23 protein-coding genes are annotated in these 24,898 nt (G+C 54.6%); 13 read left to right on the top strand and 10 right to left on the bottom strand.

From position 1 onward, the window contains the following. Positions 1-33: 33 nt before the first annotated feature. The gene (hemL, locus tag IM271_RS18875; protein ID WP_041911201.1) at positions 34-1,314 is read right to left on the bottom strand and encodes a glutamate-1-semialdehyde 2,1-aminomutase; all 1,281 of its coding nucleotides are present in this window, start codon (positions 1,312-1,314) and stop codon (positions 34-36) included. Between the two features lie 177 nt (positions 1,315-1,491). On the opposite strand from hemL, the gene clcA reads away from it, so the two are divergent. Together clcA and erpA are read left to right on the top strand one after the other, a co-directional pair. Continuing rightward, positions 1,492-2,892 carry a H(+)/Cl(-) exchange transporter ClcA gene (gene clcA / locus IM271_RS18870; protein ID WP_193052996.1) on the top strand — a complete coding sequence of 467 codons (1,401 nt, stop codon included), beginning with the start codon at positions 1,492-1,494 and terminating at the stop codon, positions 2,890-2,892. A 79-nt stretch (positions 2,893-2,971) separates the two neighbouring features. Further along, entirely contained in the window at positions 2,972-3,316 is a 345-nt protein-coding gene (erpA, locus tag IM271_RS18865; protein ID WP_008501923.1) for an iron-sulfur cluster insertion protein ErpA, read from the top strand. A gap of 58 nt (positions 3,317-3,374) precedes the next feature. Here the strand turns inward: erpA and IM271_RS18860 are convergent, their stop codons facing one another. The 3 genes from IM271_RS18860 to mtnN are packed head-to-tail and all read right to left on the bottom strand — an operon-like array spanning position 3,375 to position 5,511. Further along, positions 3,375-3,998: a TRIC cation channel family protein gene (locus tag IM271_RS18860; protein ID WP_193052995.1), complete on the bottom strand. Its 624-nt coding sequence runs from the start codon at positions 3,996-3,998 to the stop codon at positions 3,375-3,377. 21 nt (positions 3,999-4,019) lie between these two features. Further along, positions 4,020-4,820, bottom strand: a complete 801-nt coding sequence (btuF, locus tag IM271_RS18855; RefSeq protein WP_048961427.1) for a vitamin B12 ABC transporter substrate-binding protein BtuF — start codon at positions 4,818-4,820, stop codon at positions 4,020-4,022. Beyond that, entirely contained in the window at positions 4,813-5,511 is a 699-nt protein-coding gene (mtnN, locus tag IM271_RS18850) for a 5'-methylthioadenosine/S-adenosylhomocysteine nucleosidase (RefSeq protein ID WP_028015570.1), read from the bottom strand. Before mtnN ends, btuF begins: the two co-directional genes overlap by 8 nt. A gap of 82 nt (positions 5,512-5,593) precedes the next feature. Between mtnN and dgt the strand changes: the two genes are divergently transcribed. The 3 genes from dgt (at position 5,594) to cdaR (ending at position 9,980) form a co-directional block, all read left to right on the top strand. Continuing rightward, positions 5,594-7,108, top strand: coding sequence for a dGTPase (gene dgt / locus IM271_RS18845; protein WP_028015571.1), 1,515 nt, complete (start codon positions 5,594-5,596; stop codon positions 7,106-7,108). Between the two features lie 131 nt (positions 7,109-7,239). Next, positions 7,240-8,676 (top strand): serine endoprotease DegP, encoded by a 1,437-nt coding sequence (degP, locus tag IM271_RS18840; protein ID WP_028015572.1) that lies wholly within the window; start codon positions 7,240-7,242, stop codon positions 8,674-8,676. A gap of 146 nt (positions 8,677-8,822) precedes the next feature. Next, a complete protein-coding gene (cdaR, locus tag IM271_RS18835; RefSeq protein WP_032644978.1) occupies positions 8,823-9,980 on the top strand; it encodes a DNA-binding transcriptional regulator CdaR in 1,158 nt (385 codons plus the stop codon). A 92-nt stretch (positions 9,981-10,072) separates the two neighbouring features. Here cdaR and IM271_RS18830 read toward each other — a convergent pair whose 3' ends face one another. The 3 genes from IM271_RS18830 to IM271_RS18820 form a co-directional block, all read right to left on the bottom strand. Then, on the bottom strand, positions 10,073-10,459 hold the full coding sequence (locus IM271_RS18830) for a DUF3461 family protein (RefSeq protein ID WP_014168696.1): 387 nt from the start codon (positions 10,457-10,459) through the stop codon (positions 10,073-10,075). Between the two features lie 213 nt (positions 10,460-10,672). Further along, positions 10,673-12,355, bottom strand: a complete 1,683-nt coding sequence (locus tag IM271_RS18825) for a hypothetical protein (RefSeq protein ID WP_193052994.1) — start codon at positions 12,353-12,355, stop codon at positions 10,673-10,675. Between the two features lie 9 nt (positions 12,356-12,364). Then, on the bottom strand, positions 12,365-12,901 hold the full coding sequence (locus tag IM271_RS18820) for a hypothetical protein (RefSeq protein ID WP_126326328.1): 537 nt from the start codon (positions 12,899-12,901) through the stop codon (positions 12,365-12,367). Positions 12,902-13,152: 251 nt separating this feature from the next. Here IM271_RS18820 and IM271_RS18815 point away from each other — a divergent pair, with 251 nt between their 5' ends. Continuing rightward, a complete protein-coding gene (locus IM271_RS18815) occupies positions 13,153-13,785 on the top strand; it encodes a DNA-binding protein (RefSeq protein ID WP_041911197.1) in 633 nt (210 codons plus the stop codon). Here the strand turns inward: IM271_RS18815 and dapD are convergent. From dapD to map, 3 genes are all read right to left on the bottom strand, one after another. Next, positions 13,782-14,606 (bottom strand): 2,3,4,5-tetrahydropyridine-2,6-dicarboxylate N-succinyltransferase, encoded by an 825-nt coding sequence (gene dapD / locus IM271_RS18810; protein WP_008501915.1) that lies wholly within the window; start codon positions 14,604-14,606, stop codon positions 13,782-13,784. The two genes, IM271_RS18815 and dapD, sit on opposite strands and share 4 nt — an antisense overlap. 32 nt (positions 14,607-14,638) lie before the next feature. Further along, positions 14,639-17,314: a bifunctional uridylyltransferase/uridylyl-removing protein GlnD gene (glnD, locus tag IM271_RS18805; protein WP_008501914.1), complete on the bottom strand. Its 2,676-nt coding sequence runs from the start codon at positions 17,312-17,314 to the stop codon at positions 14,639-14,641. A gap of 62 nt (positions 17,315-17,376) precedes the next feature. After that, a complete protein-coding gene (gene map / locus IM271_RS18800; RefSeq protein WP_028015578.1) occupies positions 17,377-18,171 on the bottom strand; it encodes a type I methionyl aminopeptidase in 795 nt (264 codons plus the stop codon). A gap of 322 nt (positions 18,172-18,493) precedes the next feature. On the opposite strand from map, the gene rpsB reads away from it, so the two are divergent. The 7 genes from rpsB (at position 18,494) to cdsA (ending at position 24,898) form a co-directional block, all read left to right on the top strand. Continuing rightward, positions 18,494-19,219 carry a 30S ribosomal protein S2 gene (gene rpsB / locus IM271_RS18795; RefSeq protein ID WP_003856207.1) on the top strand — a complete coding sequence of 242 codons (726 nt, stop codon included), beginning with the start codon at positions 18,494-18,496 and terminating at the stop codon, positions 19,217-19,219. 117 nt (positions 19,220-19,336) lie between these two features. Beyond that, on the top strand, positions 19,337-20,188 hold the full coding sequence (gene tsf / locus IM271_RS18790; RefSeq protein ID WP_028015579.1) for a translation elongation factor Ts: 852 nt from the start codon (positions 19,337-19,339) through the stop codon (positions 20,186-20,188). A gap of 150 nt (positions 20,189-20,338) precedes the next feature. After that, complete coding sequence (pyrH, locus tag IM271_RS18785; protein ID WP_008501910.1) at positions 20,339-21,064, top strand: UMP kinase; 726 nt, start codon at positions 20,339-20,341, stop codon at positions 21,062-21,064. Between the two features lie 167 nt (positions 21,065-21,231). Further along, on the top strand, positions 21,232-21,789 hold the full coding sequence (frr, locus tag IM271_RS18780; RefSeq protein ID WP_003856180.1) for a ribosome recycling factor: 558 nt from the start codon (positions 21,232-21,234) through the stop codon (positions 21,787-21,789). 95 nt (positions 21,790-21,884) lie between these two features. Then, positions 21,885-23,084, top strand: coding sequence for a 1-deoxy-D-xylulose-5-phosphate reductoisomerase (ispC, locus tag IM271_RS18775; protein WP_049000561.1), 1,200 nt, complete (start codon positions 21,885-21,887; stop codon positions 23,082-23,084). Positions 23,085-23,269: 185 nt separating this feature from the next. Next, positions 23,270-24,028, top strand: coding sequence for a (2E,6E)-farnesyl-diphosphate-specific ditrans,polycis-undecaprenyl-diphosphate synthase (ispU, locus tag IM271_RS18770; protein ID WP_028015581.1), 759 nt, complete (start codon positions 23,270-23,272; stop codon positions 24,026-24,028). Positions 24,029-24,040: 12 nt separating this feature from the next. Continuing rightward, positions 24,041-24,898: a phosphatidate cytidylyltransferase gene (gene cdsA, locus IM271_RS18765; protein WP_041911193.1), complete on the top strand. Its 858-nt coding sequence runs from the start codon at positions 24,041-24,043 to the stop codon at positions 24,896-24,898.

Raw genomic sequence — 24,898 nt, 5'->3', positions numbered from 1 at the left:
GGCAATCCTTAGATTGCCGTTTTAGCAATGCCCTTAGAGCTTCGCAAACACCTTACGCGCCGCGTCGATGGTGTTATTGATATCTTCTTCGCTGTGCGCCACGGACATAAAGCCCGCTTCGAACGCGGACGGTGCCAGGTACACGCCTTCTTCCAGCATCAGGTGGAAGAACCGCTTGAAGCGCTCAACGTCGCACTTCACCACGTCCTGATAGCGGGTAACGGTTTTCGCATCGGTGAAGAAAATCCCGAACATGCCGCCCACGTGGTTAACAACCAGCGGAATTCCCGCTTCTTCTGCGGCTTCCAGCAGACCGTTTGCCAGCTGCGTGGTGCGGTCCGTCAGGGTTTCATGAATACCCGGCTGCGCCACTTCGGTCAGACAGGCGAAGCCCGCAGCCATGGCAATTGGGTTACCGGAGAGCGTGCCCGCCTGGTAAACCGGGCCGGTTGGCGCCAGGGCTTCCATCACGTCTTTACGACCGCCGAAAGCACCGACCGGCATGCCGCCGCCGATGATTTTGCCGAGGCAGGTCAGGTCCGGCTCAACCTCATAATAAGACTGGGCGCCCGCCAGTGCCACGCGGAAGCCGGTCATCACTTCGTCGATGATCAGCAGCGCGCCGAACTCATCGCACAGCGCGCGCAGGCCCGGCAGGAAGTCAGGCTGCGGCGGGATGCAGTTCATATTGCCCGCAACCGGTTCAACGATAATGCAGGCGATCTCCTGCGGATACTGCTCGAACGCCGCGCGAACGGTGTTCAGATCGTTGTAGGTGCAGGTCAGGGTGTGCTTCGCGAAATCAGCAGGTACGCCAGGCGAGTTTGGCTGGCCGAGGGTCAGCGCGCCGGAGCCCGCTTTCACCAGCAGGCAGTCCGCATGGCCGTGGTAGCAGCCTTCGAATTTGATGATTTTGTCGCGACCAGTAAAGCCGCGCGCCAGACGGATGGCGCTCATGGTGGCTTCGGTACCGGAGTTCACCATACGCACCATGTCCATGGTCGGCACCAGTTCGGTAACCAGCTCCGCCATTTTCACTTCCATCTCGGTCGGCGCACCGAAGCTCAGGCCGCGCTGCGCGGCTTCGATGACCGCGTTACGAATGGCGGGATGGTTATGTCCGAGAACCATCGGCCCCCAGGAACCGACGTAATCGATATAGGCTTTGCCATCGACATCATACAGATACGCGCCGTCAGCACGTTCAATAAACAGCGGCGTGCCGCCCACGCCGGTAAAGGCGCGTACTGGCGAGTTCACGCCACCGGGGATTAGCTCGCGGGCTGCACTGTAGAGGTTTTCAGACTTGCTCATGGCGTCGTTCCTGGTTCGTATAAAATGATTAAGCACACTATTCTAAGTGATCCGCAGAAGGTTATGAAATTTTTAGCCTGTTAATGCTTTAAGATTTGTTAAGTATTTTTCAGGCGTCGCAGGGAAGGTCTCTGGTAAAATCTTCGCGGCTTTTTGTATGACGAATAAGAACAGGACATGAAATCAGATTCCCCGTCTTTTGAAGAACAACAGTTTACGCGCGCCCAGCACCGAATCAGCATTCGGCGGCTGCTCAATCGCGATAAAACGCCGCTGGCGATCCTGCTGGCCGCTGCCGTGGTGGGTACCCTTGCAGGGCTGGTTGGCGTGGCGTTTGAAAAAGCGGTTAACGCCGTACTCAACTGGCGAGTGGGTACCGTAGCCGGTTTTGCCGATCGCGAATGGCTGGTCTGGGTAGCGGCATTCGGCCTGTCTGCGCTGTTTGCCATGGTGGGGTATTTTCTGGTGCGTAAATTCGCCCCGGAGGCGGGCGGGTCTGGCATCCCGGAAATTGAAGGCGCGCTGGAGGAGCTGCGCCCGGTGCGCTGGTGGCGGGTGATCCCGGTTAAGTTTATTGGCGGCATGGGGACGTTGGGCGCAGGGATGGTGCTCGGCCGGGAAGGGCCAACGGTGCAGCTGGGGGGGAACGTCGGCCGCATGGTGAGCGATCTGTTCCGCATGCGCAGCGCCGAGGCGCGCCATACGCTGCTGGCCACCGGTGCAGCGGCGGGGCTTTCTGCGGCGTTTAACGCGCCGCTGGCCGGTATTTTGTTCATCATCGAAGAGATGCGCGCGCAGTTCCGCTACAACCTGATCTCCATTAAAGCGGTGTTTACCGGCGTCATTATGTCGAGCATCGTCTTTCGCATCTTTAATGGCGAAGGGGCGGTGATTGAAGTCGGTAAACTGACCAACGCACCGGTTAACACCCTGTGGCTGTACCTGATCCTCGGCATGATTTTTGGTGTGGTGGGCCCGCTGTTTAACACCTTTATCTTACGCGCTCAGGATATGTTCCAGCGCGTTCACGGCGGCAATACCACGAAATGGGTGCTGATGGGCGGCCTGCTGGGCGGCATTTGTGGCGTGCTCGGCTTTATCGAACCGAATGCCGCGGGCGGCGGTTTCGGGCTGATTCCCATTGCCGCAGCCGGGAATTTCAGCGTGGGTTTGCTGATGTTTATGTTTTTCTCCAGGGTCATTACGACGGTACTGTGCTTCTCCTCCGGCGCGCCCGGCGGAATTTTTGCCCCGATGCTGGCGCTGGGAACCTTGTTGGGCACCGCATTTGGTATGGCGGCTGAAGCGGGCTTTCCCGCCTATCACCTTGATGCAGGGACCTTTGCGGTAGCCGGGATGGGGGCGCTGCTGGCCGCCTCCCTGCGCGCGCCGTTAACCGGCATCGTGCTGGTGCTGGAGATGACGGATAATTACCAGCTCATTTTGCCAATGATCATTACCTGTCTCGGCGCGACACTATTAGCCCAATTCCTGGGTGGAAAACCGCTATACTCCACCATCCTCGCGCGTACCCTGGCAAAACAAGAGGCGGAGCGGGCCGCCACGCAGAATACTTGAATGAATTACCAGGGTATTAGATAATGACGAAAAGAATTGGGTGAATTTTACCCAATAGCAGTATTCATGGGAGCATAAGATGAGTGATGACGTAGCTGTGCCGCTGGAGTTTACCGAAGCAGCAGCCAACAAAGTGAAAACCCTGATTGCCGACGAAGACAATCCGGATCTGAAACTGCGTGTCTATATTACGGGTGGCGGCTGCAGCGGCTTCCAGTACGGTTTTACCTTTGACGATCAGGTGAACGACGGCGATATGACCATCGAGAAGCAGGGCGTCGCGCTGGTAGTTGACCCGATGAGCCTGCAGTATCTGGTGGGCGGTTCGGTGGATTACACCGAAGGTCTGGAAGGTTCGCGTTTTGTGGTGACCAACCCGAACGCAACAAGCACTTGCGGGTGTGGTTCTTCGTTCAGCATTTAAGCCTGAATGCGGATTGTAGGCCCGGTAAGCGAAGCGCCACCGGGCTTATAAACGACGCCTATCTTGAAGTTTCATCCAGCGCAAACGTCGGCAGCTTCAGGTGCCAGCGTATCGCCGCTAAACGTATCACCAGCGTCACGACCATCCCCAGCATCGCGGCGTTTTCCAGCGGAATTGCAAACGTGTAGTACGCGGTCGCGTGGACAATGCCGCCCGCAATACAGGCCGTTGCGTAAATTTCAGTACGCAGGATCATCGGCACCTCACGCGCCAGAATGTCGCGAATGATGCCGCCGCCCACGCCGGTTAACACGCCCATGCAGATCGCCACCATCGGGCCGGTGCCCGCATTAAACGCCTTATTGACGCCAATACCGACAAACACGGCCAGACCGACGGCATCCAGTACCGGCAATATCCACTTTGGCAGTCTGCGAGGCTGGCGAACCAGGATGATAGTCAACAGACAGGTGACCATTGCGACCACAAGATCGGTAGGATCTTTCACCCAAAACACCGGGCCATTCGCCAGCGCCATATCGCGGATTGTCCCGCCGCCAACGGCGGTCACCACGCCAAGCACCAGCACGCCAAACGGATCCATGCGTAGTTTTCCGGCGAGCAGGACGCCGGAGATAGCAAAAACGGCTGTACCAAGAATATCCAGCCAATAAACGAGCATCGTTAAATCCTCGAACGTATGTTAATGACCCTCTGCCAGGGCGGCACAGAGCTGTTTTGCGGCGAGGATAATACGCGGGCTGGCGCGTTCAAACCAGTCACCGTTGAGTGGGATCACCGGAATTTTTAGCTGGCTCTGCCAGAATTGTTTAATTTTAGGAATCTCGCTCGCATTTCCGACCACGACGATGGCCTGCGGCTGGCGCGCCAGCACCTGCTCACGGCTCACCTGAGGCCACGGTACCCGGCTGGCAGCAAAGATATTTTCACCGCCGCACACTTCCAGCACCTGGTTCTGAATCGAGCCTTTTCCGGTGGTAAACAGCGGCTGGCTGCCGAACTGCAGGAAGATGCGCTTTTTAACAGGCGTATCGTATTGGGCTTTCAGCGCGGCATAGTCGCTGAGCATCTGGTTCGCCGCACTCACGGCTTTTTGAGGCGCAGGGCTATAAGGGGCCAGGGCGCGCAGAGCCTGAGCGACCTGCTCAATACTTACCGCGTCAACCCACATGACCTTGATGCCAAGCGAGGTGAGCTGGTTAACCTGCCGCTCGGCGTTACCGCCGCGCCAGGCCAGCACGAGATCCGGCTTAAGCGCCACAATGCGCTCAAGATTCATCCCTTGCCAGGTTGCCACTTGTTCAATGCCGGCCGCCTGTGGGGGGTAATCTGAAAAGCTGCTGACGCCAACGGGGGTGATCCCAGCGGCAAACGCCAGTTCGGTGTTAGCGGGAGAGAGGGTAATCACACGCGGCGCGGCGAACAGCCACGCCGGTGCAAGCAGCAGCAGGGCGGCCAGCGCCCTGATAGATCGTTTAGCCACGCGCCAGGTTCTGCACCAGGCGTTCCACCATCACGGTGGACTGTTTTGCCGCAACGGCCAGGAACTCGTCGAAGCTGATGTGAGACTGCTGGTCTGCCACGTCAGAGATGGCGCGAACCACCACGAACGGTACGCTGAAATTGTGGCAAACGTGCGCAATCGCGGTCGCTTCCATCTCTACGGCAACCGCCTGCGGGAAGTTATGACGGATTTTCGCCAGACCGACCGAGCCATTGATGAACGCATCACCGCTGACAATCAGGCCGCGTACCGCGTTGAGATTGAGCTCAGCAATGCAGGCTTCAGCCGCCGCAATCAGTTTATCGTCAGCTTTAAACCCTGCCGGGCAGCCCGGAAGCTGGCCATACTCGTAGCCGAACGCGGTGACGTCAGCATCGTGGTAACGCGCTTCGTCGGAGACAACGATATCGCCCACTTTCAGCGTCGGTGCCAGACCGCCTGCTGAGCCCGTGTTAATGATGACGTCCGGCTTGCAGCGCTCAAGCAGCAGGGTCGCACCCAGCGCAGCAGCCACTTTACCGATGCCTGATTTCAGCAGAGCCACCTCAACACCGTTCAGCTGCCCGGTGTAGATCTCACAACCCCCGAGAGAGAGGGTCTGACGGTTCTCAATTTTGTCACGCAGGAGCGTAACTTCTTCTTCCATTGCACCAATAATGCCGATTTTCATAGATTTACTCGCGATGTGCCTTGTTAAGAGGCATAGTCTATCATGCGGTTAAGGGGAAACGCATTCTCACGCGGGGGAGCACATGTCACCAATCGATTTTCGTACCAAAATTAACTGGCACCGACGTTTCCGTTCGCCGCAGGGCGAAAAGAGCGAACATGAGATCCTGCGTATCTTCGAAAGCGATCGCGGCAGGATTATTAACTCGCCCGCCATCCGGCGTCTGCAGCAAAAGACCCAGGTATTCCCGCTGGAGCGTAACGCCGCGGTGCGCACGCGCTTAACCCACTCCATGGAAGTGCAGCAGGTCGGGCGTTATATTGCCAAAGAGATTTTAAGCCGCCTCAAAGAGCAGCGTTTACTGGAAACCTATGGCCTGGATGAGCTGACGGGGCCTTTCGAGAGCATCGTTGAGATGGCCTGCCTGATGCATGACATCGGCAACCCGCCTTTTGGCCATTTTGGCGAGGCGGCTATTAATGACTGGTTTAAACAACGGCTTTATCCGTCGGATGCGGCAAGCCAGCCACTCAGCGATGACCGCTGCATCGTGCGCGATTTACGCCTGCGTGAAGGCGAAGAAGGGCTGAACGATCTGCGGCGCAAAGTGCGCCAGGATCTCTGTCACTTTGAGGGCAACGCGCAGGGGATCCGGCTGGTGCACTCCCTGATGCGCATGAACCTGACCTGGGCGCAGGTTGGCTGCATTTTGAAATATACGCGTCCCGCGTGGTGGATGGGGGAAACGCCCGCATCCCACAGCTATTTAATGAAAAAACCGGGCTATTACCTTTCCGAAGAGGCCTATATAGAACGGCTGCGTAAAGAACTTTCCCTGACGCCAAACGGCCGATTCCCATTGACGTGGATTATGGAAGCCGCCGACGATATTTCCTATTGCGTGGCTGACCTGGAAGATGCCGTTGAGAAAAGAATATTCAGCGTCGAGGAGCTTTATCAGCATCTTTATGCGGCATGGGGAACCCATGAAAAAGGATCGCTGTTTGCCCAGGTTGTCGAAAATGCCTGGGAAAAATCGCGCTCAAATACGTTGAGCCGCAGTACGGAAGATCAGTTCTTTATGTATTTGCGGGTCAATACATTAAATAAACTGGTGCCGTATGCCGCCTCGCGCTTTATTGATAATTTACCGCAAATCTTTAGCGGGGAATTCAATCACGCGCTATTGGAAGATGACAGCAGTTTCAGCCAACTCCTTGAGCTTTATAAACATGTGGCGATGCGGCATGTGTTCAGCCATCCTGATGTCGAGCAACTGGAACTGCAGGGATACCGTGTAATTAGTGGATTACTGGAAATTTATTCCCCGTTGCTTCAGCTCTCCGTCGAGGAGTTTAGCGAGCTGGTGGAAAAAGAACGCGTGCGACGCATTCCTATCGAATCCCGGCTTTATCAGAAACTTTCTACCCGCCATCGGCTGGCGTATGTCGAAGCGATGGGTAAGCTGGATCGCCACGCTCTGGAATGGCCGGTGATGGAATATTATTATCGCTGCCGTCTAATCCAGGACTATATCAGCGGCATGACCGATTTGTATGCCTGGGATGAATACCGCAAGCTCATGGCCGTGGAATAATTCCGGAGTTTTGTAAAGAAGGCCAATAAATTTTTACCTTTTCCATAAACTTATGGCCGGAACTAAGCGGTATAAAATGAATCTGAGTTACACAGCAATTTTGCGTTACCTGTAAATCGAGATTGAGAAACATGAAAAAAACCACATTAGCAATGAGTGCACTGGCTCTGAGTTTAGGTTTAGCGCTGTCTCCTCTGACTGCTACTGCAGCCGAGACCGCGTCGTCGGCAGCAACCGCGCAGCAGATGCCAAGCCTGGCACCGATGCTCGAAAAAGTGATGCCATCGGTGGTGAGTATTAACGTTGAGGGCAGCACGACCGTCAATACGCCGCGCATGCCGCGTAACTTCCAGCAGTTCTTCGGTGACAATTCACCGTTCTGCCAGGACGGTTCGCCATTCCAGAGTTCTCCGTTCTGTCAGGGCGGTGGCGCAGGGGATGACGGCCAGGGCGGCGGCCAGCAACAGAAATTCATGGCGCTTGGTTCCGGTGTGATTATTGATGCCGCAAAAGGCTACGTGGTCACCAACAACCACGTTGTGGATAACGCCAGCACCATTAAAGTACAGCTGAGCGATGGTCGTAAATTCGACGCTAAAGTGGTGGGTAAAGATCCGCGCTCCGACATCGCGCTGATCCAGATTCAGGATCCGAAGAACCTGACGGCGATTAAAATTGCCGACTCCGATGCGCTGCGCGTGGGCGATTACACCGTCGCTATCGGTAACCCGTTCGGTCTGGGTGAAACCGTGACCTCCGGTATTGTCTCTGCGCTGGGCCGTAGCGGCCTGAATGCGGAAAACTATGAAAACTTCATCCAGACGGATGCGGCCATTAACCGTGGTAACTCCGGCGGTGCGCTGGTGAACCTGAACGGCGAGCTGATCGGTATCAACACCGCTATTCTGGCGCCGGACGGCGGCAACATCGGTATCGGCTTTGCTATCCCGAGCAACATGGTGAAAAACCTGACTGCTCAGATGGTGCAGTACGGCCAGGTGAAACGCGGTGAGCTGGGTATTATGGGTACCGAGCTGAACTCCGAGCTGGCGAAAGCGATGAAGGTGGATGCGCAGCGCGGTGCGTTCGTCAGCCAGGTTATGCCGAACTCCTCTGCAGCGAAGGCGGGCATTAAAGCGGGTGATGTGATCACCTCTCTGAACGGTAAACCGATCAGCAGCTTTGCCGCCCTGCGTGCGGAAGTGGGCTCGATGCCAATTGGCAGCAAAGTGACCCTTGGCCTGCTGCGTGACGGCAAACCGGTTAACGTGAGCCTGGAGCTGCAGCAGAGCAGCCAGAATCAGGTGGACTCCAGCACCATCTTCAGCGGAATTGAAGGCGCAGAGATGAGTAACAAGGGCCAGGACAAAGGCGTGGTGGTGAACAACGTGAAAGCAAATTCACCTGCTGCCCGTATCGGCCTGAAAAAAGGCGATGTGATCATGGGGGCTAACCAGCAACCGGTGAAAAACATCGCTGAACTGCGCAAAATTCTCGACAGCAAACCGTCCGTGCTGGCGCTGAATATCCAGCGCGGTGACACCTCAATTTACCTGCTGATGCAGTAATTCTCTTAAGCCCCTGTACGCAGGGGCTTTCTTGTTTCTGTGACGCCTACCGCAACTCCATACTTCCCCCTCTCACTTTGTGCATTCGCACAATGCAGTCGCTGCTGAACTTCCCTATGCTTGAGCTCTGCTCACAGGAGGGTTACATGGCTGGCTGGCATCTTGATACCAAAATGGCGCAGGATATTGTGGCGCGCACCATGCGCATCATTGATACCAATATCAACGTAATGGATGCCCGCGGGCGCATTATTGGCAGCGGCGATCGCGAGCGTATTGGGGAATTGCACGAAGGAGCCCTGCTGGTGCTCTCTCAGGGCCGCGTGGTTGATATCGATGATGCGGTAGCAAAACACCTGCACGGCGTGCGTCAGGGGATCAACCTGCCGCTGCGTCTGGAAGGGGAAATTGTTGGCGTCATCGGCCTGACGGGCGAACCGGAATCCCTGCGTAAATACGGCGAGCTGGTCTGCATGACGGCGGAAATGATGCTGGAGCAGTCGCGTCTGATGCATCTGCTTGCCCAGGACAGCCGCTTACGTGAAGAGCTGGTGATGAACCTGATTCAGGCGGAAGAACATACGCCTGCACTCAGCGAATGGGCGCAGCGTCTGGGGATCGATCTGAACCAGCCGCGCGTGGTGGCGGTGATTGAGGTCGATAGCGGACAGCTTGGCGTAGACAGCGCGATGGCCGAGCTGCAGCAGCTGCAAAATGCGCTGGCGACGCCGGAGCGCGACAACCTGGTGGCGATCGTCTCGCTGACGGAAATGGTGGTACTCAAACCCGCGCTCAATGCGTTCGGCCGCTGGGATGCGGAAGATCATCGTCGTCGCGTGGAACTGCTGATTTCCCGTATGCAGGAGAACGGCCAGTTGCGTTTTCGCGTTGCCCTGGGCAATTACTTTACCGGGCCGGGCAGCATCGCCCGGTCCTGGCGTACCGCGCGCACCACCATGATGGTGGGCAAGCAGCGGATGCCGGAGAGCCGCAGTTATTTCTATCAGGATCTGATGCTGCCGGTGCTGCTCGACAGCCTGCGCGGCGGCTGGCAGGCCAATGAGCTGGCGCGGCCATTAGCGCGCCTGAAGGCGATGGACAACAATGGGTTGCTGCGCCGGACGCTGCAGGCGTGGTTTCGCCATAACGTGCAACCGCTGGCGACCTCAAAAGCGCTGTTTATTCACCGCAATACGCTTGAGTACCGGCTAAACCGGATCTCGGAGCTGACGGGGCTGGATTTGGGGAACTTTGACGACAGGCTGCTGCTCTATGTCGCGTTGCAGCTGGACGAACAGAGATGACTGAGTGCGGTCTGGTGCCCTCACCCCATCCCTCTCCCACGGGGAGAGGGCGCAAACACTAAAAACGGCAATCAGGGATTGCCGTTTTGCTTTTATTTCCGCGTTAATTTCTCAAGATCCGCTTCAATCTCGCTGATCTTGTTGGTGACAACGCTTTCAAGGTGACGCAGATCGTCGAGGATCTTACGCTTGAGATCGACTTCGGTGCGATCGCGCTGGCAAATCTGATCGAGTTCATCGATCACATAGCGCAGGTTAGGGCTGATTTCCTGCACCTCTTTGTACCCTTGTCCTACGCCGTCAGCGACGACGGTCTTACGCTGGCGTGGATATTTAAACTTCACGCTCTTGGCGAAAAACTCTCCTTTATCCTTGTGAAAATAGATTTTTAAAATGTCGTTGTTGGCTTCCTGGCGAAGGCTGTAACGATCGATTTCATCAGGATTGGTAATGCCCAGACTTTTCAGATTATCGTACATAGCGGTACCCTTATCTCAACATAACCTTTGAATAATTAATGAAAAAATTCCTTTTTGCCACCCTCATATATAAAAAAAGCGGGGTCGATCCTGATTACATTTCACTGAAATTACCGGGCAGGGAAGGTGCATTGCCCCCACTCGTTTATTGTTGTTTTTAACGACTACGTCAAGTGGAAATCAATTTAATACCAAAACCTGACGATCTGAGCGCTAGCGCAGTAAGGCGATGGAGGCCAGCATTTCGCTTTCCGTGGTGGTAATTTCCTGTTCCAACAGTTCGTCGATCCGCTGTTTTTTGATTGCCTGATTGACGCCGAACAGATCGAGCTTATCCAGCAGGAACATCACCAGCGCCGTAATCACGGCGGTCAGGACTGATGAAAGTAAAATGGGGAGCGGTCCTGGTAGACCAAGGCCGCTGAGCCATGACTCAAGGCCAATAGCCGCAAAGACGGAAAGAGAACCTGCTACAAGCTTAAGAATGGCATCGCCTTTTTGGGCCATACTGCTGTGTTTATCCCTGAGGATCGGTACCGTCTGCATCAGGACCTTAAAGCCTTCTTTTACCATCCGCATGATGTTTTTGAACACGCCAACGAAGCAGTTAACAATCCCTTCCAGCAGCATCGACACGAAATTTTTAATAAAGCCGACGGCAACATCTTTTAATAAAACGACAGCGTTTTTGAGAATGTGATCTTTCATGCGACCAAGACGGATCGACACAGCCTGCGAAAAATCGCTCGCACCTACGCCAGCTTCAATACCGTGCGTTAAACAGCTGCGCAGCTCATAGTAAAGAGGCTTGATAATGAAGAGAATGAGATCGCCCAGCGACTGATGACCTGATGCCTGGGCCGCATCTTTCGCCAGAACTTTTTGGACGTCGCGATCCTTGCGGATATTATCAAATACGGTTTCATTGGTTTTGGTATCCATCGTTTGCTGCGCGATGTCCATTTTCTCGACCATCACCTGCCGCGTTTTGATTTCCTCTTCTGTCAGCGGATGCGCGACATCTTTTTTCCCTTTTTTGACAACTACAAAGCCCTGATCGATCTCCTGCTGGAGTTCTTCGCGGGTTTTAGCGAACTTACCGGTTTTCTCGCCACGGTTGTTTTGCATGCTGGTAACAGCATAATTTTCGTCAATATTGAGAATATTTTTGATGTCATCAAGCTTCAGAGCCTTGTTGCTTTTGAGGTTATTGCATACTTCGGCGCAGGAGACGACATGATCGACTTCGGCAGCCTGCTTCTGCTCTCCCTCGCTTTTCGCATGTTTTTTGTACTGGTAGATCGTGCCGTTACCATATTCATCCTCAGCGCGCAGATTACCGGAGAAATGGTTCTCTTTACGGGCCTTCATTTTTGCACCATCGCGCATGTTCAGAGAGTCGTTGTTGCGCGTCATTTCGCCGCCGTTAAACGACGATTGTTCAGAAAAACGGTCAATGTTTTGACGCTCGTTCAAGTGCTCGCTGTAGCTATCCAGCATAAAGGCATTTCTTTCGGGCGCTTCGTAACTGAACGCCCGGCACTCCTGGTACAGGCGGGACGGGGTAACACCTTGTCGGGTGCCGATATTGCAGGCGCGCATTGTGCCGTCGAGCAGGCTGAGAAACACGGGTTCGAGGATATTGTCGATGGCGCTGCCCGTTGAGATTACCTCCAGGCGGGCCATAACGTCGTCGTTGCTGACCGTCAGGTTGGCCCCCATGATCGCTTCGCGGTAAATGCTGCCGGTATCGCACCCCTTTATAAATGCAGCATCGACTTCTCCGGTCAGATGAGCTTCGATGGCGGACGCCGTCGCCACGGATTTTAGCGCAGGGGCATTCCGCACCTGTTGCAGCTTTTTCATTCTGGCGAGATGTGCATTAAGATTTGTCATCCGTCGTCCTCAGGCCGCAACCAGTAAGTTCCAGGAGGCCATAAAATCACTTTCGCTTTGTGTTCTTAGCTCATCCTGACTTGCCATCATGCCAACAATGAGGCTAAACCTCTCCAGACTTTTCGCATCGTTAAGCTGATATTCATTTATAAGTGACCAAACCGTTGGTAGATTGGGCGGTGTTTCGACCATCTCGACGATCTTCTGCTGAACGGCTTGAGGTAACTTTTCACGCGGAACAAGACCAGACACTGCATCATCCAGCAGGGCGATATTTTCCGCCGGGGGCTTGCCATTAGCCTTGATGCAGCATGTCCCCAGCGCATACGCCGCGAGGATAAAGTCATCCCGTTTACTGATATCGCGCATCTTGTCCGCCAGTTCAGTCTGGAGTTTTTTGATCTTTTCGGCGTATTCAGCTTTTGCGATCTGCTGCCCTTCGGCAATCCCTTCGTCTTTGCCGTTATTTTTTCCCAATAAATACGTCCCGGCCAGAGTGACCAGACCTGCGATCCCCGCACCAATTATTTTGCCGTAACTACTCATTGCACGATTCCCGTTTATTGCCCGCAAGGCCAGATTATTATTTGCTGTTCACGAATAATATCGTTAATCCTGTTTTTCAACAAACCTATGTTTTAAAAGAAAAAATTTGCATTAAGTAACGAGGCAAACTTGCTTGTAAAGAGATTCATCATTGTTACTTCAGCTGAGAAAAGGCGAGCGAGACGGGTATTCAAAAGCGGGGAAATGAGGCAAAGTTATCGCACGAAAGCGTAGCCCGCGGGGATAATGACATGTCAGGACGCATTGATTATCAGATCGAAAAATACAGCTTTGGCGCCGCAGATGAGAGCCCAAGGCTCACGCACCAGTGGGCAGAAGTTGCCGCAGAGTGCCGCCAGCTAAAGGCGGGTGCGGAAGAGCGTTTACGTATTGCCTTACTGAACGTGGATTATGTCACCAGCTTCGAACTGCCGTTCCGACTGGTGCTGACCCGCGCCCCTCAGCTTATCGCCGGGCTGCGCGATGAGTTTCAGCTAAGCCAGAAGAACGTCATCTTTAACGGCAAGCGCTTTGGCTGCGTCTACAGCCTGAAAGCCGATCTCAATGCGATTCCTGAGGCTTTTCAGTACCGCATGAGCACCCGCATTCGGCGGATCGATCCCACCGGGCTTACTGCAGAGCCCTTCCGGCAGATCGCCAAAGAGGTAAAAGCGCCGCGTGAGCGACTGAAGCTGGCGCTGGAGTCGGGTCTGGCCGTGACGGCTCTCGACGGGCTTTTCTGGCTGGGGAGCCAGCGTATGGCGGCGGATATCGCAGGGTTGAGAAAAAAGGGAATGGCAATCGCCACTGCGGAAACGGACGTTTTTGATGATTATACCGGGACGCACAGGCGCGTCCCGGTTTATCAACGCGTCGGGGATTAGTCGATGGTGCGCAGCAGTTCGTTGATGCCCACTTTACCGCGGGTTTTCGCATCCACTTTCTTCACGATAACGGCACAGTACAGGCTGTATTTACCGTCTTTTGACGGCAGGTTACCGGAAACGACCACGGAGCCCGCCGGAACGCGACCGTAGTGCACTTCGCCGGTTTCGCGATCGTAAATGCGGGTGCTCTGGCCGATGTAAACGCCCATGGAGATCACGGAGCCTTCTTCCACGATCACGCCTTCAACCACTTCTGAACGCGCGCCGATGAAGCAGTTGTCTTCGATGATGGTCGGGTTAGCCTGCAGTGGCTCCAGAACGCCACCGATGCCGACGCCGCCGGACAGGTGAACGTTTTTACCGATCTGCGCGCAGGAACCGACGGTTGCCCAGGTATCGACCATGGTGCCTTCGTCAACGTACGCACCGATGTTCACATAGGATGGCATCAGCACGGTGTTACGTGCGATGAATGCGCCCTGACGAACTGCCGCTGGTGGGACTACGCGGAAGCCTTCTTTCTGGAAACGCGCTTCGTCGTAATCCGCGAATTTCATTGGCACTTTATCGAAGTAGCGGCTTTCTGCTCCGTCGATAACCTGGTTATCGTTGATGCGGAAAGAGAGCAGCACGGCCTTCTTCAGCCATTGATGAGTGACCCACTGACCGTCGATTTTTTCTGCCACGCGCAGGGCGCCGGAATCCAGCAGGGAAATAACCTGGTTTACCGCTTCACGGGTCACGGTATCCACATTTGCCGGAGTGATCTCGGCGCGACGCTCAAAAGCGGACTCAATAACGTTCTGTAACTGCTGCATTGTTTACTCTTTCCATTTTACTAAAAAACACGTCACCCTTTATCGTTTGGATTGAGGGCTGCTGTCAACCGTTGTTGCACTTCAAGCTGCAGGTCATTATTAAGGGCACGCCGGTCGGCGGTGGCGATTATAAATAAATCTTCTACTCGCTCGCCAATGGTTGTAATTCGGGCCCCATGAAGCGAAATTCCCAGATCGGCAAAAACCTGGCCGACGCGGGCAAGCAGCCCTGGCTGGTCGAGCGCGATCAGCTCCAGGAACGATTTACGGTCGGTGTGGGTCGGCAGGAAGTTGACCTCGGTATCGACAGTAAAATGACGCAGTTTCGCCGGCTGACGGCGCGGCTGCGGTGGCTGCCAGCTGCGCTGCGTGATCGCCTGCTCCAGACCGAAGCGAATCCCTTCATGCCTGTCCGACGACAGCGGGCTGCCGTCCGGCTCCAGCACGATAAAAGTATCCATCGCCATGCCGTCGCGGGTGGTAAAAATCTGCGCGTCGTGAACGCTCAGGTTACGCCTGTCCAGCTCGGCGCAGACGGCAGCAAACAGATAAGGCCGGTCCGGGCTCCAGATGAATATCTCCGTTCCGCCGCGCGTGGCCTGCGGGCTCAGCAGGATCATCGGTTGAGACAGATCGTGCTTCAGCAGGTGCCGCGCGTGCCAGGCAAGCTGGTTTGGGCTGTGGCGCACAAAATAGTTGGCACGGCAGCGGGCCCAAATCTGATGCAGCGCTTCTTCATCAATGTTATCCATCCGCAGCAGCGCCAGCGCCTGCAGCTGGTGATGACGCACGCGCTCGCGCATGTCCGGGGTGTTTTGCATCCCGCGTCGCAGCTGTTTTTCGGTGGCGAAGTACAGCTCGCGCAGCAGGCTCTGCTTCCAGCTGTTCCACAGGGTCTCGTTGGTGGCGCAAATATCGGCCACCGTCAGGCAGACCAGATAGCGCAGACGGTTTTCCGTTTGAACTTCTTCGGCGAACTGCTTAATAACCTCAGGGTCCTGAATATCGCGACGCTGTGCGGTAACCGACATCAGCAGGTGATGACGCACCAGCCAGGCGACCAGCTGCGTTTCGCGCGAGTTGAGACCGTGCAGTTCGGCAAATTTCAGCACGTCCTGCGCGCCCAACACCGAGTGATCGCCGCCGCGGCCCTTGGCGATGTCGTGGAACAGGGCGGCAATCAGGATCAGTTCCGGATGGGTCAGGCGCGGCCACAGCTCCACGCACAGCGGGTGGCGGGAGCGCGTCTCTTCTTTGGCAAAGCTTTCCAGCTTGAGCATCACGCGGATGGTGTGTTCATCCACCGTGTAGGCGTGGAACAGATCGAACTGCATCTGCCCAACGATGTGTGACCACTGCGGCATATAGGCCCACAGCACGCTGTGGCGGTGCATCGGCAGCAGCCCGCGGCTAACGGCACCCGGATGGCGGAGCATGCTCAGGAACAGCGAGCGCGCTTCCGGGATGTAACACAAAGGCTGCGTCAGATGGCGGCGCGCGTGGCGCAGATGGCGCAGGGTGGTGGAGTAGATCCCGGTGATGGTGCTGTTGCGCACCATGGTGTAGAACATCCGCAGGATCGCTTCCGGCTCACGGATAAACAGCGTTTCGTCGCGCAGATCGATCAGCGTGCCGCGCAGCTGGAATTCATCGTCAATCGGGCGCGGCTTTTCGTCGGCAGTCAGGGCCAGAATGGCCTCGTCGAACAGCTGCAACAGCATCTGGTTCAGCTCGGTGACCCGGCGGGTCACGCGGAAGAAATCCTTCATCATCTGCTCAACCGGCTCGTTGCCTTCGCCCTGATAGTTCAGCCGCTGCGCTACGCTGAGCTGACGGTCAAACAGCAGGCGGTTATCGTAGCGGGTAACTTCCAGATGCAGGGCAAAACGGATGCGCCACAGCAGGTGCAGACACTCGTTCAGCTCGTTACGCTCGGCCTCGGTCAGGAAGCCAAAGCCGACCATCTCGTCCATCGAGGTGGCGCCAAAGTGGCGACGGGCGACCCACTGTAACGTGTGAATGTCGCGCAGGCCGCCGGGGCTGCTTTTAATATCGGGTTCAAGATTATAGCTGGTGCCGTGGTAGCGCTGGTGGCGCTGGTTTTGCTCCTCGACCTTGGCGGCGAAGAATTTCTCGGATGGCCAGAAGCCGTCGCTGAAAATATGCTTTTGCAGCTCCAGAAACAGCGCGACGTCGCCAATCAGCAGGCGGGTTTCAATCAGGTTGGTGGCGACGGTCAGGTCCGAGAGCCCCTCCAGCAGGCACTCTTCCAGGGTGCGCACGCTGTGGCCCACTTCAAGCTTGACGTCCCACAGCAGAGTCAGCAGCTCGCCTATTTTCTGCGCCTGTTCGTCCGGCAGCTTTTTGCGGCTCAGGATCAGCAGGTCGATATCGGAAAGCGGATGCAGCTCCCCGCGGCCATAGCCCCCGACGGCAACCAGCGCGACGTCGCTCACCTGCCCGAAACCGTAGTCGATCCACAGACGCTGCAGGAGCTGATCGATAAATTCCGTGCGCGCTTCGATGAGCTGCTCGGCAGAGACGCCCGCGTCGAACGCGCTGCCCAGCCAGCGGTGGAAAACATCCATATGGGCTTTTATGTGCGCGCAGGTCAGCTCGTGCGGCGGCCAAACGCCCGGGTTATCGGGCTGGTCGGGGAGGGTGGGAAGTGCTGTGTTAGCATACTGTTCGGGTAATAGATTACTCATCGTGCGCCACCCATAAGAAAAAGCTATCGCCATTAAAAAAGCCGGCATTTGCCGGCTTCTTATCACTCAATGTTCGTCAGTATCGCCGGGATGGTGTCATCCTTGCGCAACGTCATAATTTCGCAGCCGTTGTCCGTTACCACAATAGTATGCTCGTACTGGGCAGACAAGCTTCTGTCTTTGGTTTTCACCGTCCAGCCGTCTTTCATAGTGCGAATGCGGTAGTCACCGGCGTTGACCATCGGTTCGATGGTGAAGGTCATCCCTTTTTGCAGCACCACGCCGCCGTCATCGGCATCATAGTGCAGAACCTGCGGCTCTTCATGGAAGACGCGGCCAATGCCGTGACCGCAGTATTCGCGCACCACGGAGAAACCTTCCGCTTCCACGAATTTCTGAATTGCGGCACCGAGAGTGCGCAGGCGGATGCCCGGCTTAACCATTTTCAGCGCCAGGTACAGGCTCTCTTGCGTCACTTTGCACAGACGCTCGCCCAGAATCGTTGGTTTGCCAACGATGAACATCTTCGAGGTGTCACCGTGGTACTCGTCTTTAATGACGGTCACGTCGATGTTGACGATGTCGCCATCTTTAAGCAGTTTTTCGTCGTCCGGAATACCGTGGCAAACCACTTCATTAATAGAGATGCAGACGGATTTCGGGAAACCGTGGTAGCCGAGACAGGCGGAAACCGCGTGCTGCTCGTTAACGATATAGTCATTACAGATGCGATCCAGTTCGCCGGTGCTGACGCCCGGCTTCACGAACGGCTCGATCATTTCCAGCACTTCCGCGGCCAGACGACCGGCGACGCGCATCTTTTCAATTTCTTCAGGTGTCTTAATAGAGATAGCCATGTAATCTGTCCATCGGTGTCGATTTTTTCGACAATACTAGTCTAAGTGTCGTCAATGGTATCAGTCAGGCACGCCCCGTGCCAAATTGAGAATCATTAACAGCACACTCCGCCAACAACTGTTGGTTTCTGGTCGTGTTTTGTGGTATAAAGCGCGCCGGACTTCCGATCCATCTCAGATACACAGGCTGGACGGAAGCGACAAATCTCACTTTGTGTAACAACACACACGTATCGGCACATATTCCGGGGTGCCCTTCGGGGTCGGTAATATGGGATACGTGGAGGCATAACCCCAACTTTCAATATAGAGGTTTTAAAACATGGCAACTGTTTCCATGCGCGACATGCTCAAGGCTGGTGTTCACTTTGGTCACCAGACCCGTTACTGGAACCCGAAAATGAAGCCTTTCATCTTCGGCGCGCGTAACAAAGTTCACATCATCAACCTTGAGAAAACTGTACCAATGTTCAACGAAGCCCTGGCTGAGCTGAACAAGATCTCTTCCCGTAAAGGTAAGATTCTGTTCGTTGGTACTAAGCGCGCTGCAAGCGAAGCTGTGAAAGATGCTGCTAACAGCTGCGACCAGTTCTTCGTGAACCATCGCTGGTTGGGTGGCATGCTGACCAACTGGAAAACTGTTCGTCAGTCCATCAAGCGCCTGAAAGATCTGGAAACCCAGTCTCAGGACGGTACTTTCGACAAGCTGACTAAGAAAGAAGCGCTGATGCGCACTCGTGAACTGGACAAGCTGGAAAACAGCCTGGGCGGTATCAAAGATATGGGCGGCCTGCCAGACGCGCTGTTCGTAATCGATGCAGACCACGAGCACATCGCTATCAAAGAAGCTAACAACCTGGGTATCCCGGTATTCGCTATCGTTGATACCAACTCCGATCCGGACGGTGTTGACTTCGTTATCCCGGGTAACGACGACGCAATCCGTGCTGTTAGCCTGTACCTGAGCGCTGTAGCTGCTACCGTTCGTGAAGGCCGTTCCCAGGATCTGGCTTCTCAGGCGGAAGAAAGCTTCGTAGAAGCTGAATAATAAGGTTTTACCCCTTATTAGTACCGTGTATGAATAGGGGCCCATTATCGGCCCCTTTTTTCAATTTACACTGTTTGGCCTCCGGCCGGGCAGTTCACATCTCCCGAGGATTTAAGAATGGCTGAAATTACCGCATCCCTGGTAAAAGAGCTGCGCGAGCGTACTGGCGCAGGCATGATGGATTGCAAAAAAGCGCTGACTGAAGCGAACGGCGACATCGAGCTGGCAATCGAAAACATGCGTAAATCCGGTGCGATCAAAGCAGCTAAGAAAGCAGGCAACGTTGCTGCTGACGGCGTGATCATCACTAAAATCGACGGCACCTACGGCATCATTCTGGAAGTTAACTGCCAGACTGACTTCGTTGCTAAAGATGGCGGTTTCCAGGCATTTGCGAACAAAGTTCTGGACGCAGCGGTTGCTGGCAAAATCACTGACGTTGAAGTTCTGAAAGCACAGTTCGAAGAAGAACGTGTTGCGCTGGTTGCTAAAATCGGTGAGAACATCAACATCCGTCGCGTATCTTCCCTGGAAGGCGAAGTACTGGGTTCTTACCAGCACGGCGCACGTATCGGTGTTCTGGTTGCGGCTAAAGGCGCTGACGAAGAGCTGGTTAAACAGCTGGCAATGCACATCGCTGCAAGCAAACCAGAATTCGTTAAGCCAGAAGACGTGTCTGCTGAAGTGGTAGAGAAAGAGTACCAGGTTCAGCTGGACATCGCGATGCAGTCTGGTAAGCCAAAAGAAATCGCAGAGAAAATGGTTGAAGGCCGCATGAAGAAATTCACCGGCGAAGTTTCTCTGACTGGCCAGCCTTTCGTTATGGATCCAAGCAAGTCTGTTGCTCAGCTGCTGAAAGAGCACAACGCTGACGTAACTGGCTTCATCCGCTTCGAAGTGGGCGAAGGCATCGAGAAAGTTGAGACTGACTTCGCAGCAGAAGTTGCTGCAATGTCCAAGCAGTCTTAATGATTGAAAAGGAGCCGCCTGAGGGCGGCTTCTTTTTGTCACCCGTCACAGGAAATCAGACAGGCTCCAGTATCGCCGTGCTGATTTGCGGCATATTATGTCGCCAGAATTAACTCCCATCTTAATCGTTGACAGTCTCAGGAAAGAAACATGGCTACCAATGCAAAACCCGTGTACAAACGCATTCTGCTTAAGCTGAGTGGCGAAGCGCTGCAGGGATCGGAAGGCTTCGGTATTGACGCAAGCATCCTTGATCGCATGGCACAGGAAATCAAAGAACTGGTCGAACTGGGTATCCAGGTTGGCGTGGTCATTGGCGGTGGCAACCTTTTCCGTGGTGCTGGTCTGGCGAAAGCGGGGATGAACCGCGTTGTGGGCGACCACATGGGTATGCTGGCAACCGTGATGAATGGCCTGGCAATGCGTGATGCGCTCCATCGCGCCTACGTGAATGCCCGCCTGATGTCCGCGATTCCCCTGAATGGCGTATGCGATAATTACAGCTGGGCAGAGGCCATCAGCCTGCTGCGCAACAACCGCGTGGTGATCCTCTCCGCCGGTACGGGTAACCCGTTCTTTACCACCGATTCCGCTGCCTGCCTGCGCGGTATCGAAATTGAAGCCGACGTGGTGCTGAAAGCGACCAAAGTAGACGGCGTGTTTACTGCCGACCCGGCAAAAGATCCTTCTGCGACCATGTACGATCAGCTGAGCTACAGCGAAGTGCTGGATAAAGAGCTGAAAGTGATGGATCTTGCCGCCTTCACGCTGGCTCGCGACCACAAACTGCCGATCCGAGTCTTCAACATGAACAAGCCTGGCGCACTGCGTCGCGTGGTCATGGGCGAAAAAGAAGGCACTTTGATCACGGAATAATTTCCGTCGACGATAAATACAGGTAAGATTCCGCTTTACTTTGTAGTGGTATCTTACCTGGACGCGCCTTTGGCGTTGTCATGAATTAAACGCGACTATACTTAGCACACCTGTAGCGCTGTGCTGGCGGATAGTCTGCCTGAGACAAGTTTTCAAGGATTCGTAACGTGATTAACGACATCAGAAAAGATGCTGAAGTACGCATGGACAAATGCGTAGAAGCGTTCAAAAACCAAATCAGCAAAATCCGTACTGGCCGTGCTTCCCCAAGCCTGCTGGATGGCATCATCGTAGAATACTACGGTACGCCAACCCCTCTGCGTCAGCTCGCGAGCGTGACGGTTGAAGATACCCGTACGCTGAAAATCAACGTCTTCGATCGCTCTATGAGCCCGGCCGTTGAGAAAGCGATCATGGCTTCTGACCTGGGTCTGAACCCAAGCTCAGCGGGTGCTGACATCCGCGTTCCGCTGCCTCCGCTGACGGAAGAACGTCGTAAAGATCTCATCAAAGTGGTTCGCGGTGAAGCTGAGCAGGGTCGTGTTTCCGTGCGTAACGTGCGCCGCGATGCGAACGATAAAGTGAAAGCACTGCTGAAAGAAAAAGAGATCAGCGAAGATGACGATCGTCGTTCTCAGGACGACATTCAGAAAATGACCGACGCTGCCATCAAGAAAATTGATGCGGCGCTGGCAGAAAAAGAAGCGGAACTGATGCAGTTCTGATTTCTGTCGTACACTGATAAACGCCGTTCAGAGGGACTTCGGGTCTTGCTGGCGGCGTTTTGCTTTTATCTGGTCTAACTTTTTTCGGGCATCTCATGAAGCATTTAACACTCCTCGGCTCAACCGGCTCCATCGGTTGCAGTACTCTCGACGTCGTCCGCCATAATCCTGAACTTTACACCGTGACAGCGCTGGTGGCCGGTAAGAATGTGCAGCGTATGGTCGAGCAGTGCCTGGAGTTTATGCCCCGCTATGTTGTGATGGATGACGAAGAGAGCGCGCGCCTGCTAAAAGCCCAACTGCGTGAGAAGGGCAGCCGAACCGAGGTGCTGAGTGGCCAGCAGGCGGCCTGCGAGATGGCGGCGCTGGATGAGGTTGACCAGGTTATGGCGGCCATTGTCGGCGCAGCCGGGCTGCTGCCGACACTTGCTGCGATCGATGCCGGTAAAGATGTTTTGCTCGCCAATAAAGAGTCGCTGGTGACCTGCGGACGTCTGTTCATGGACGCGGTAAAACAGCGCGGGGCGCGTCTTTTACCGGTCGACAGCGAGCACAACGCCATTTTTCAGAGTTTACCGCAACCTTTTCAACAGAACCTGGGGTACGCTGACCTGGAGCAGAATGGCGTTGTGTCGATTCTGCTTACCGGGTCTGGTGGCCCGTTCCGTGAAACGCCACTGTCTGAACTGCGCGCAATGACGCCGGATCAGGCGTGCCGTCATCCGAACTGGTCAATGGGGCGTAAAATCTCCGTGGATTCTGCCACCATGATGAACAAAGGTCTGGAATACATTGAAGCGCGCTGGCTGTTTAATGCGTCGGCGAAACAGATGGAAGTACTGATCCACCCGCAGTCGGTGATTCACTCGATGGTGCGCTATCAGGATGGCAGCGTGCTGGCACAGCTCGGCGAGCCGGATATGCGTACGCCTATTGCCCATTCAATGGCATGGCCGAACCGGGTGAAATCCGGCGTGAAGCCGCTTGATTTCTGTAAGCTCAGTTCTCTGACGTTCAGTGAACCAGACTACGATCGTTATCCTTGTCTGAAGCTTGCAATGAACGCCTTTGACCAGGGGCAGGCGGCGACGACGGCACTGAATGCAGCCAATGAAATTACCGTTGACGCATTTCTGAATCAGCAGATCCGTTTTACCGATATCGCGACCTTAAATTTATCGGTACTGGAAATGATTGATTTGCGTGAGCCACAAAGCGTGGAAGAGGTGCTGGCGGTGGATACAGCTGCTCGTGATATTGCGCGTAAACAGGTGACACGTCTCGCAAGCTGGTGATAAAGCAAGCACTAGTGGTCGTGCTATTTGTTAGCGTTGGGCTTCAGTGATATAGTCTGCGCCACCTGATCGCAGGAATTTGACTTTATGTGGTCAGGTAAGCCGTGGTTTGACACGGCTTTTTTATGTACAGGCTTAAGTATTCCTGAGTACCGTTAAATCCTTTCAGGGACAAAAAACGCGTTATGTTGTCTGCGAATCAACCAATAAGCGAAAACTTGCCAGCTCATGGCTGCCGTCATGTAGCAATCATTATGGATGGCAACGGGCGCTGGGCGAAAAGACAAGGGAAAATACGAGCCTTTGGGCATAAAGCGGGAGCGAAATCTGTTCGCCGCGCCGTCTCTTTTGCCGCCAATAACGGCATTGATGCGTTAACGCTCTATGCTTTTAGCAGTGAAAACTGGAATCGACCTCCGCAGGAAGTGACTGCGTTGATGGAATTGTTCGTGTGGGCGCTAGACAGCGAAGTAAAAAGCCTGCACCGCCACAACGTTCGCCTGCGCATCATTGGCGATACCAGTCGTTTTAACTCACGTTTGCAGGAGCGGATTCGTAAAGCAGAAGCGCTGACGGAAAATAATACCGGTCTGACGCTCAACGTTGCGGCGAATTACGGTGGACGCTGGGATATTATCCAGGGCGTTCGGCATCTGGCCGAACAGGTTCAGGAAGGGCTGTTGAGACCCGACCAGATTGATGAAGAGGCGCTGAGCAAGCAAATCTGCATGAATGAACTGGCACCTGTGGATTTGGTAATTAGGACAGGGGGGGAACATCGCATAAGTAACTTTCTGATATGGCAAATTGCCTATGCTGAACTTTACTTTACAGATGTTCTCTGGCCCGATTTTGATGAACAAGACTTTGAAGGTGCGCTGCATGCCTTTGCCAATCGAGAGCGTCGTTTCGGCGGCACCGAGCCAGGTGGCGACAAAGCCTGATGGGGGTAGCTTTTGCTGAAGTATCGCCTGATTTCCGCTTTTGTTTTAATACCCATTGTCATTGCGGCGCTGTTTTTACTGCCCCCGGTGGGATTCGCCATTGTCACGCTGGTAGTGTGCATGCTTGCCGCGTGGGAATGGGGACAGTTTAGCGGCTTTACCTCGCGCAGCCAGCGAGTATGGCTTGCGGTACTCTGTGGCTTTATCCTGGCCATAATGCTGTTTACGTTGCCTGAATATCACCATGATATTCATCAACCGCTGGTTGCCGGCTCCTTGTGGATGTCGTTGGCCTGGTGGGTTGTTGCGCTGTTACTGGTGCTTTTTTATCCAGGCTCGGCCGCAATCTGGCGTCATTCAAAAGTGCTGCGACTGATTTTTGGTTTGCTCACCATTGTTCCGTTTTTCTGGGGCATGGTCGCGCTGCGCGCCTGGCACTATGACGAAAATCACTACAGCGGTGCGATCTGGCTGCTTTATGTGATGATTCTCGTCTGGGGGGCTGACTCCGGGGCCTATATGTTTGGTAAACTGTTTGGCAAACATAAGCTGGCACCAAAAGTTTCGCCGGGAAAAACCTGGCAAGGCTTCATCGGCGGCTTGTTTACGGCAGCGATCATCTCCTGGGGCTATGGCGTCTGGGCGGATCTGGCCGTGGCACCGTCAATACTGCTGGTGTGCTCGATTTTTGCTGCACTTGCCTCAGTGCTCGGTGATTTAACCGAAAGTATGTTTAAGCGTGAAGCAGGGATTAAGGACAGCGGACATCTTATTCCAGGGCATGGCGGTATACTGGATCGCATTGACAGCCTGACAGCGGCTGTTCCAGTATTTGCTTGCCTGCTTTTACTGGTATTCGGGACGATTTAA

This window comes from Enterobacter cloacae complex sp. I3 (assembly GCF_014896175.1).
In the GTDB taxonomy this organism is placed as follows: domain Bacteria; phylum Pseudomonadota; class Gammaproteobacteria; order Enterobacterales; family Enterobacteriaceae; genus Enterobacter; species Enterobacter bugandensis.
This window is presented reverse-complemented; position numbering and strand designations above follow the sequence as displayed.

Excerpts from the sequence above, each read along its gene's own strand:
- hemL (WP_041911201.1), bottom strand. The coding sequence starts at position 1,314 with ATGAGCAAGTCTGAAAACCTCTACAGTGCAGCCCGCGAGCTAATCCCC.
- clcA (WP_193052996.1), top strand. The coding sequence starts at position 1,492 with ATGAAATCAGATTCCCCGTCTTTTGAAGAACAACAGTTTACGCGCGCC.
- erpA (WP_008501923.1), top strand. The coding sequence starts at position 2,972 with ATGAGTGATGACGTAGCTGTGCCGCTGGAGTTTACCGAAGCAGCAGCC.
- IM271_RS18860 (WP_193052995.1), bottom strand. The coding sequence starts at position 3,998 with ATGCTCGTTTATTGGCTGGATATTCTTGGTACAGCCGTTTTTGCTATC.
- mtnN (WP_028015570.1), bottom strand. The coding sequence starts at position 5,511 with ATGAAAATCGGCATTATTGGTGCAATGGAAGAAGAAGTTACGCTCCTG.
- dgt (WP_028015571.1), top strand. The coding sequence starts at position 5,594 with ATGTCACCAATCGATTTTCGTACCAAAATTAACTGGCACCGACGTTTC.
- degP (WP_028015572.1), top strand. The coding sequence starts at position 7,240 with ATGAAAAAAACCACATTAGCAATGAGTGCACTGGCTCTGAGTTTAGGT.
- cdaR (WP_032644978.1), top strand. The coding sequence starts at position 8,823 with ATGGCTGGCTGGCATCTTGATACCAAAATGGCGCAGGATATTGTGGCG.
- IM271_RS18830 (WP_014168696.1), bottom strand. The coding sequence starts at position 10,459 with ATGTACGATAATCTGAAAAGTCTGGGCATTACCAATCCTGATGAAATC.
- IM271_RS18825 (WP_193052994.1), bottom strand. The coding sequence starts at position 12,355 with ATGACAAATCTTAATGCACATCTCGCCAGAATGAAAAAGCTGCAACAG.
- IM271_RS18820 (WP_126326328.1), bottom strand. The coding sequence starts at position 12,901 with ATGAGTAGTTACGGCAAAATAATTGGTGCGGGGATCGCAGGTCTGGTC.
- IM271_RS18815 (WP_041911197.1), top strand. The coding sequence starts at position 13,153 with ATGTCAGGACGCATTGATTATCAGATCGAAAAATACAGCTTTGGCGCC.
- dapD (WP_008501915.1), bottom strand. The coding sequence starts at position 14,606 with ATGCAGCAGTTACAGAACGTTATTGAGTCCGCTTTTGAGCGTCGCGCC.
- glnD (WP_008501914.1), bottom strand. The coding sequence starts at position 17,314 with ATGAGTAATCTATTACCCGAACAGTATGCTAACACAGCACTTCCCACC.
- map (WP_028015578.1), bottom strand. The coding sequence starts at position 18,171 with ATGGCTATCTCTATTAAGACACCTGAAGAAATTGAAAAGATGCGCGTC.
- rpsB (WP_003856207.1), top strand. The coding sequence starts at position 18,494 with ATGGCAACTGTTTCCATGCGCGACATGCTCAAGGCTGGTGTTCACTTT.
- tsf (WP_028015579.1), top strand. The coding sequence starts at position 19,337 with ATGGCTGAAATTACCGCATCCCTGGTAAAAGAGCTGCGCGAGCGTACT.
- pyrH (WP_008501910.1), top strand. The coding sequence starts at position 20,339 with ATGGCTACCAATGCAAAACCCGTGTACAAACGCATTCTGCTTAAGCTG.
- ispC (WP_049000561.1), top strand. The coding sequence starts at position 21,885 with ATGAAGCATTTAACACTCCTCGGCTCAACCGGCTCCATCGGTTGCAGT.
- ispU (WP_028015581.1), top strand. The coding sequence starts at position 23,270 with ATGTTGTCTGCGAATCAACCAATAAGCGAAAACTTGCCAGCTCATGGC.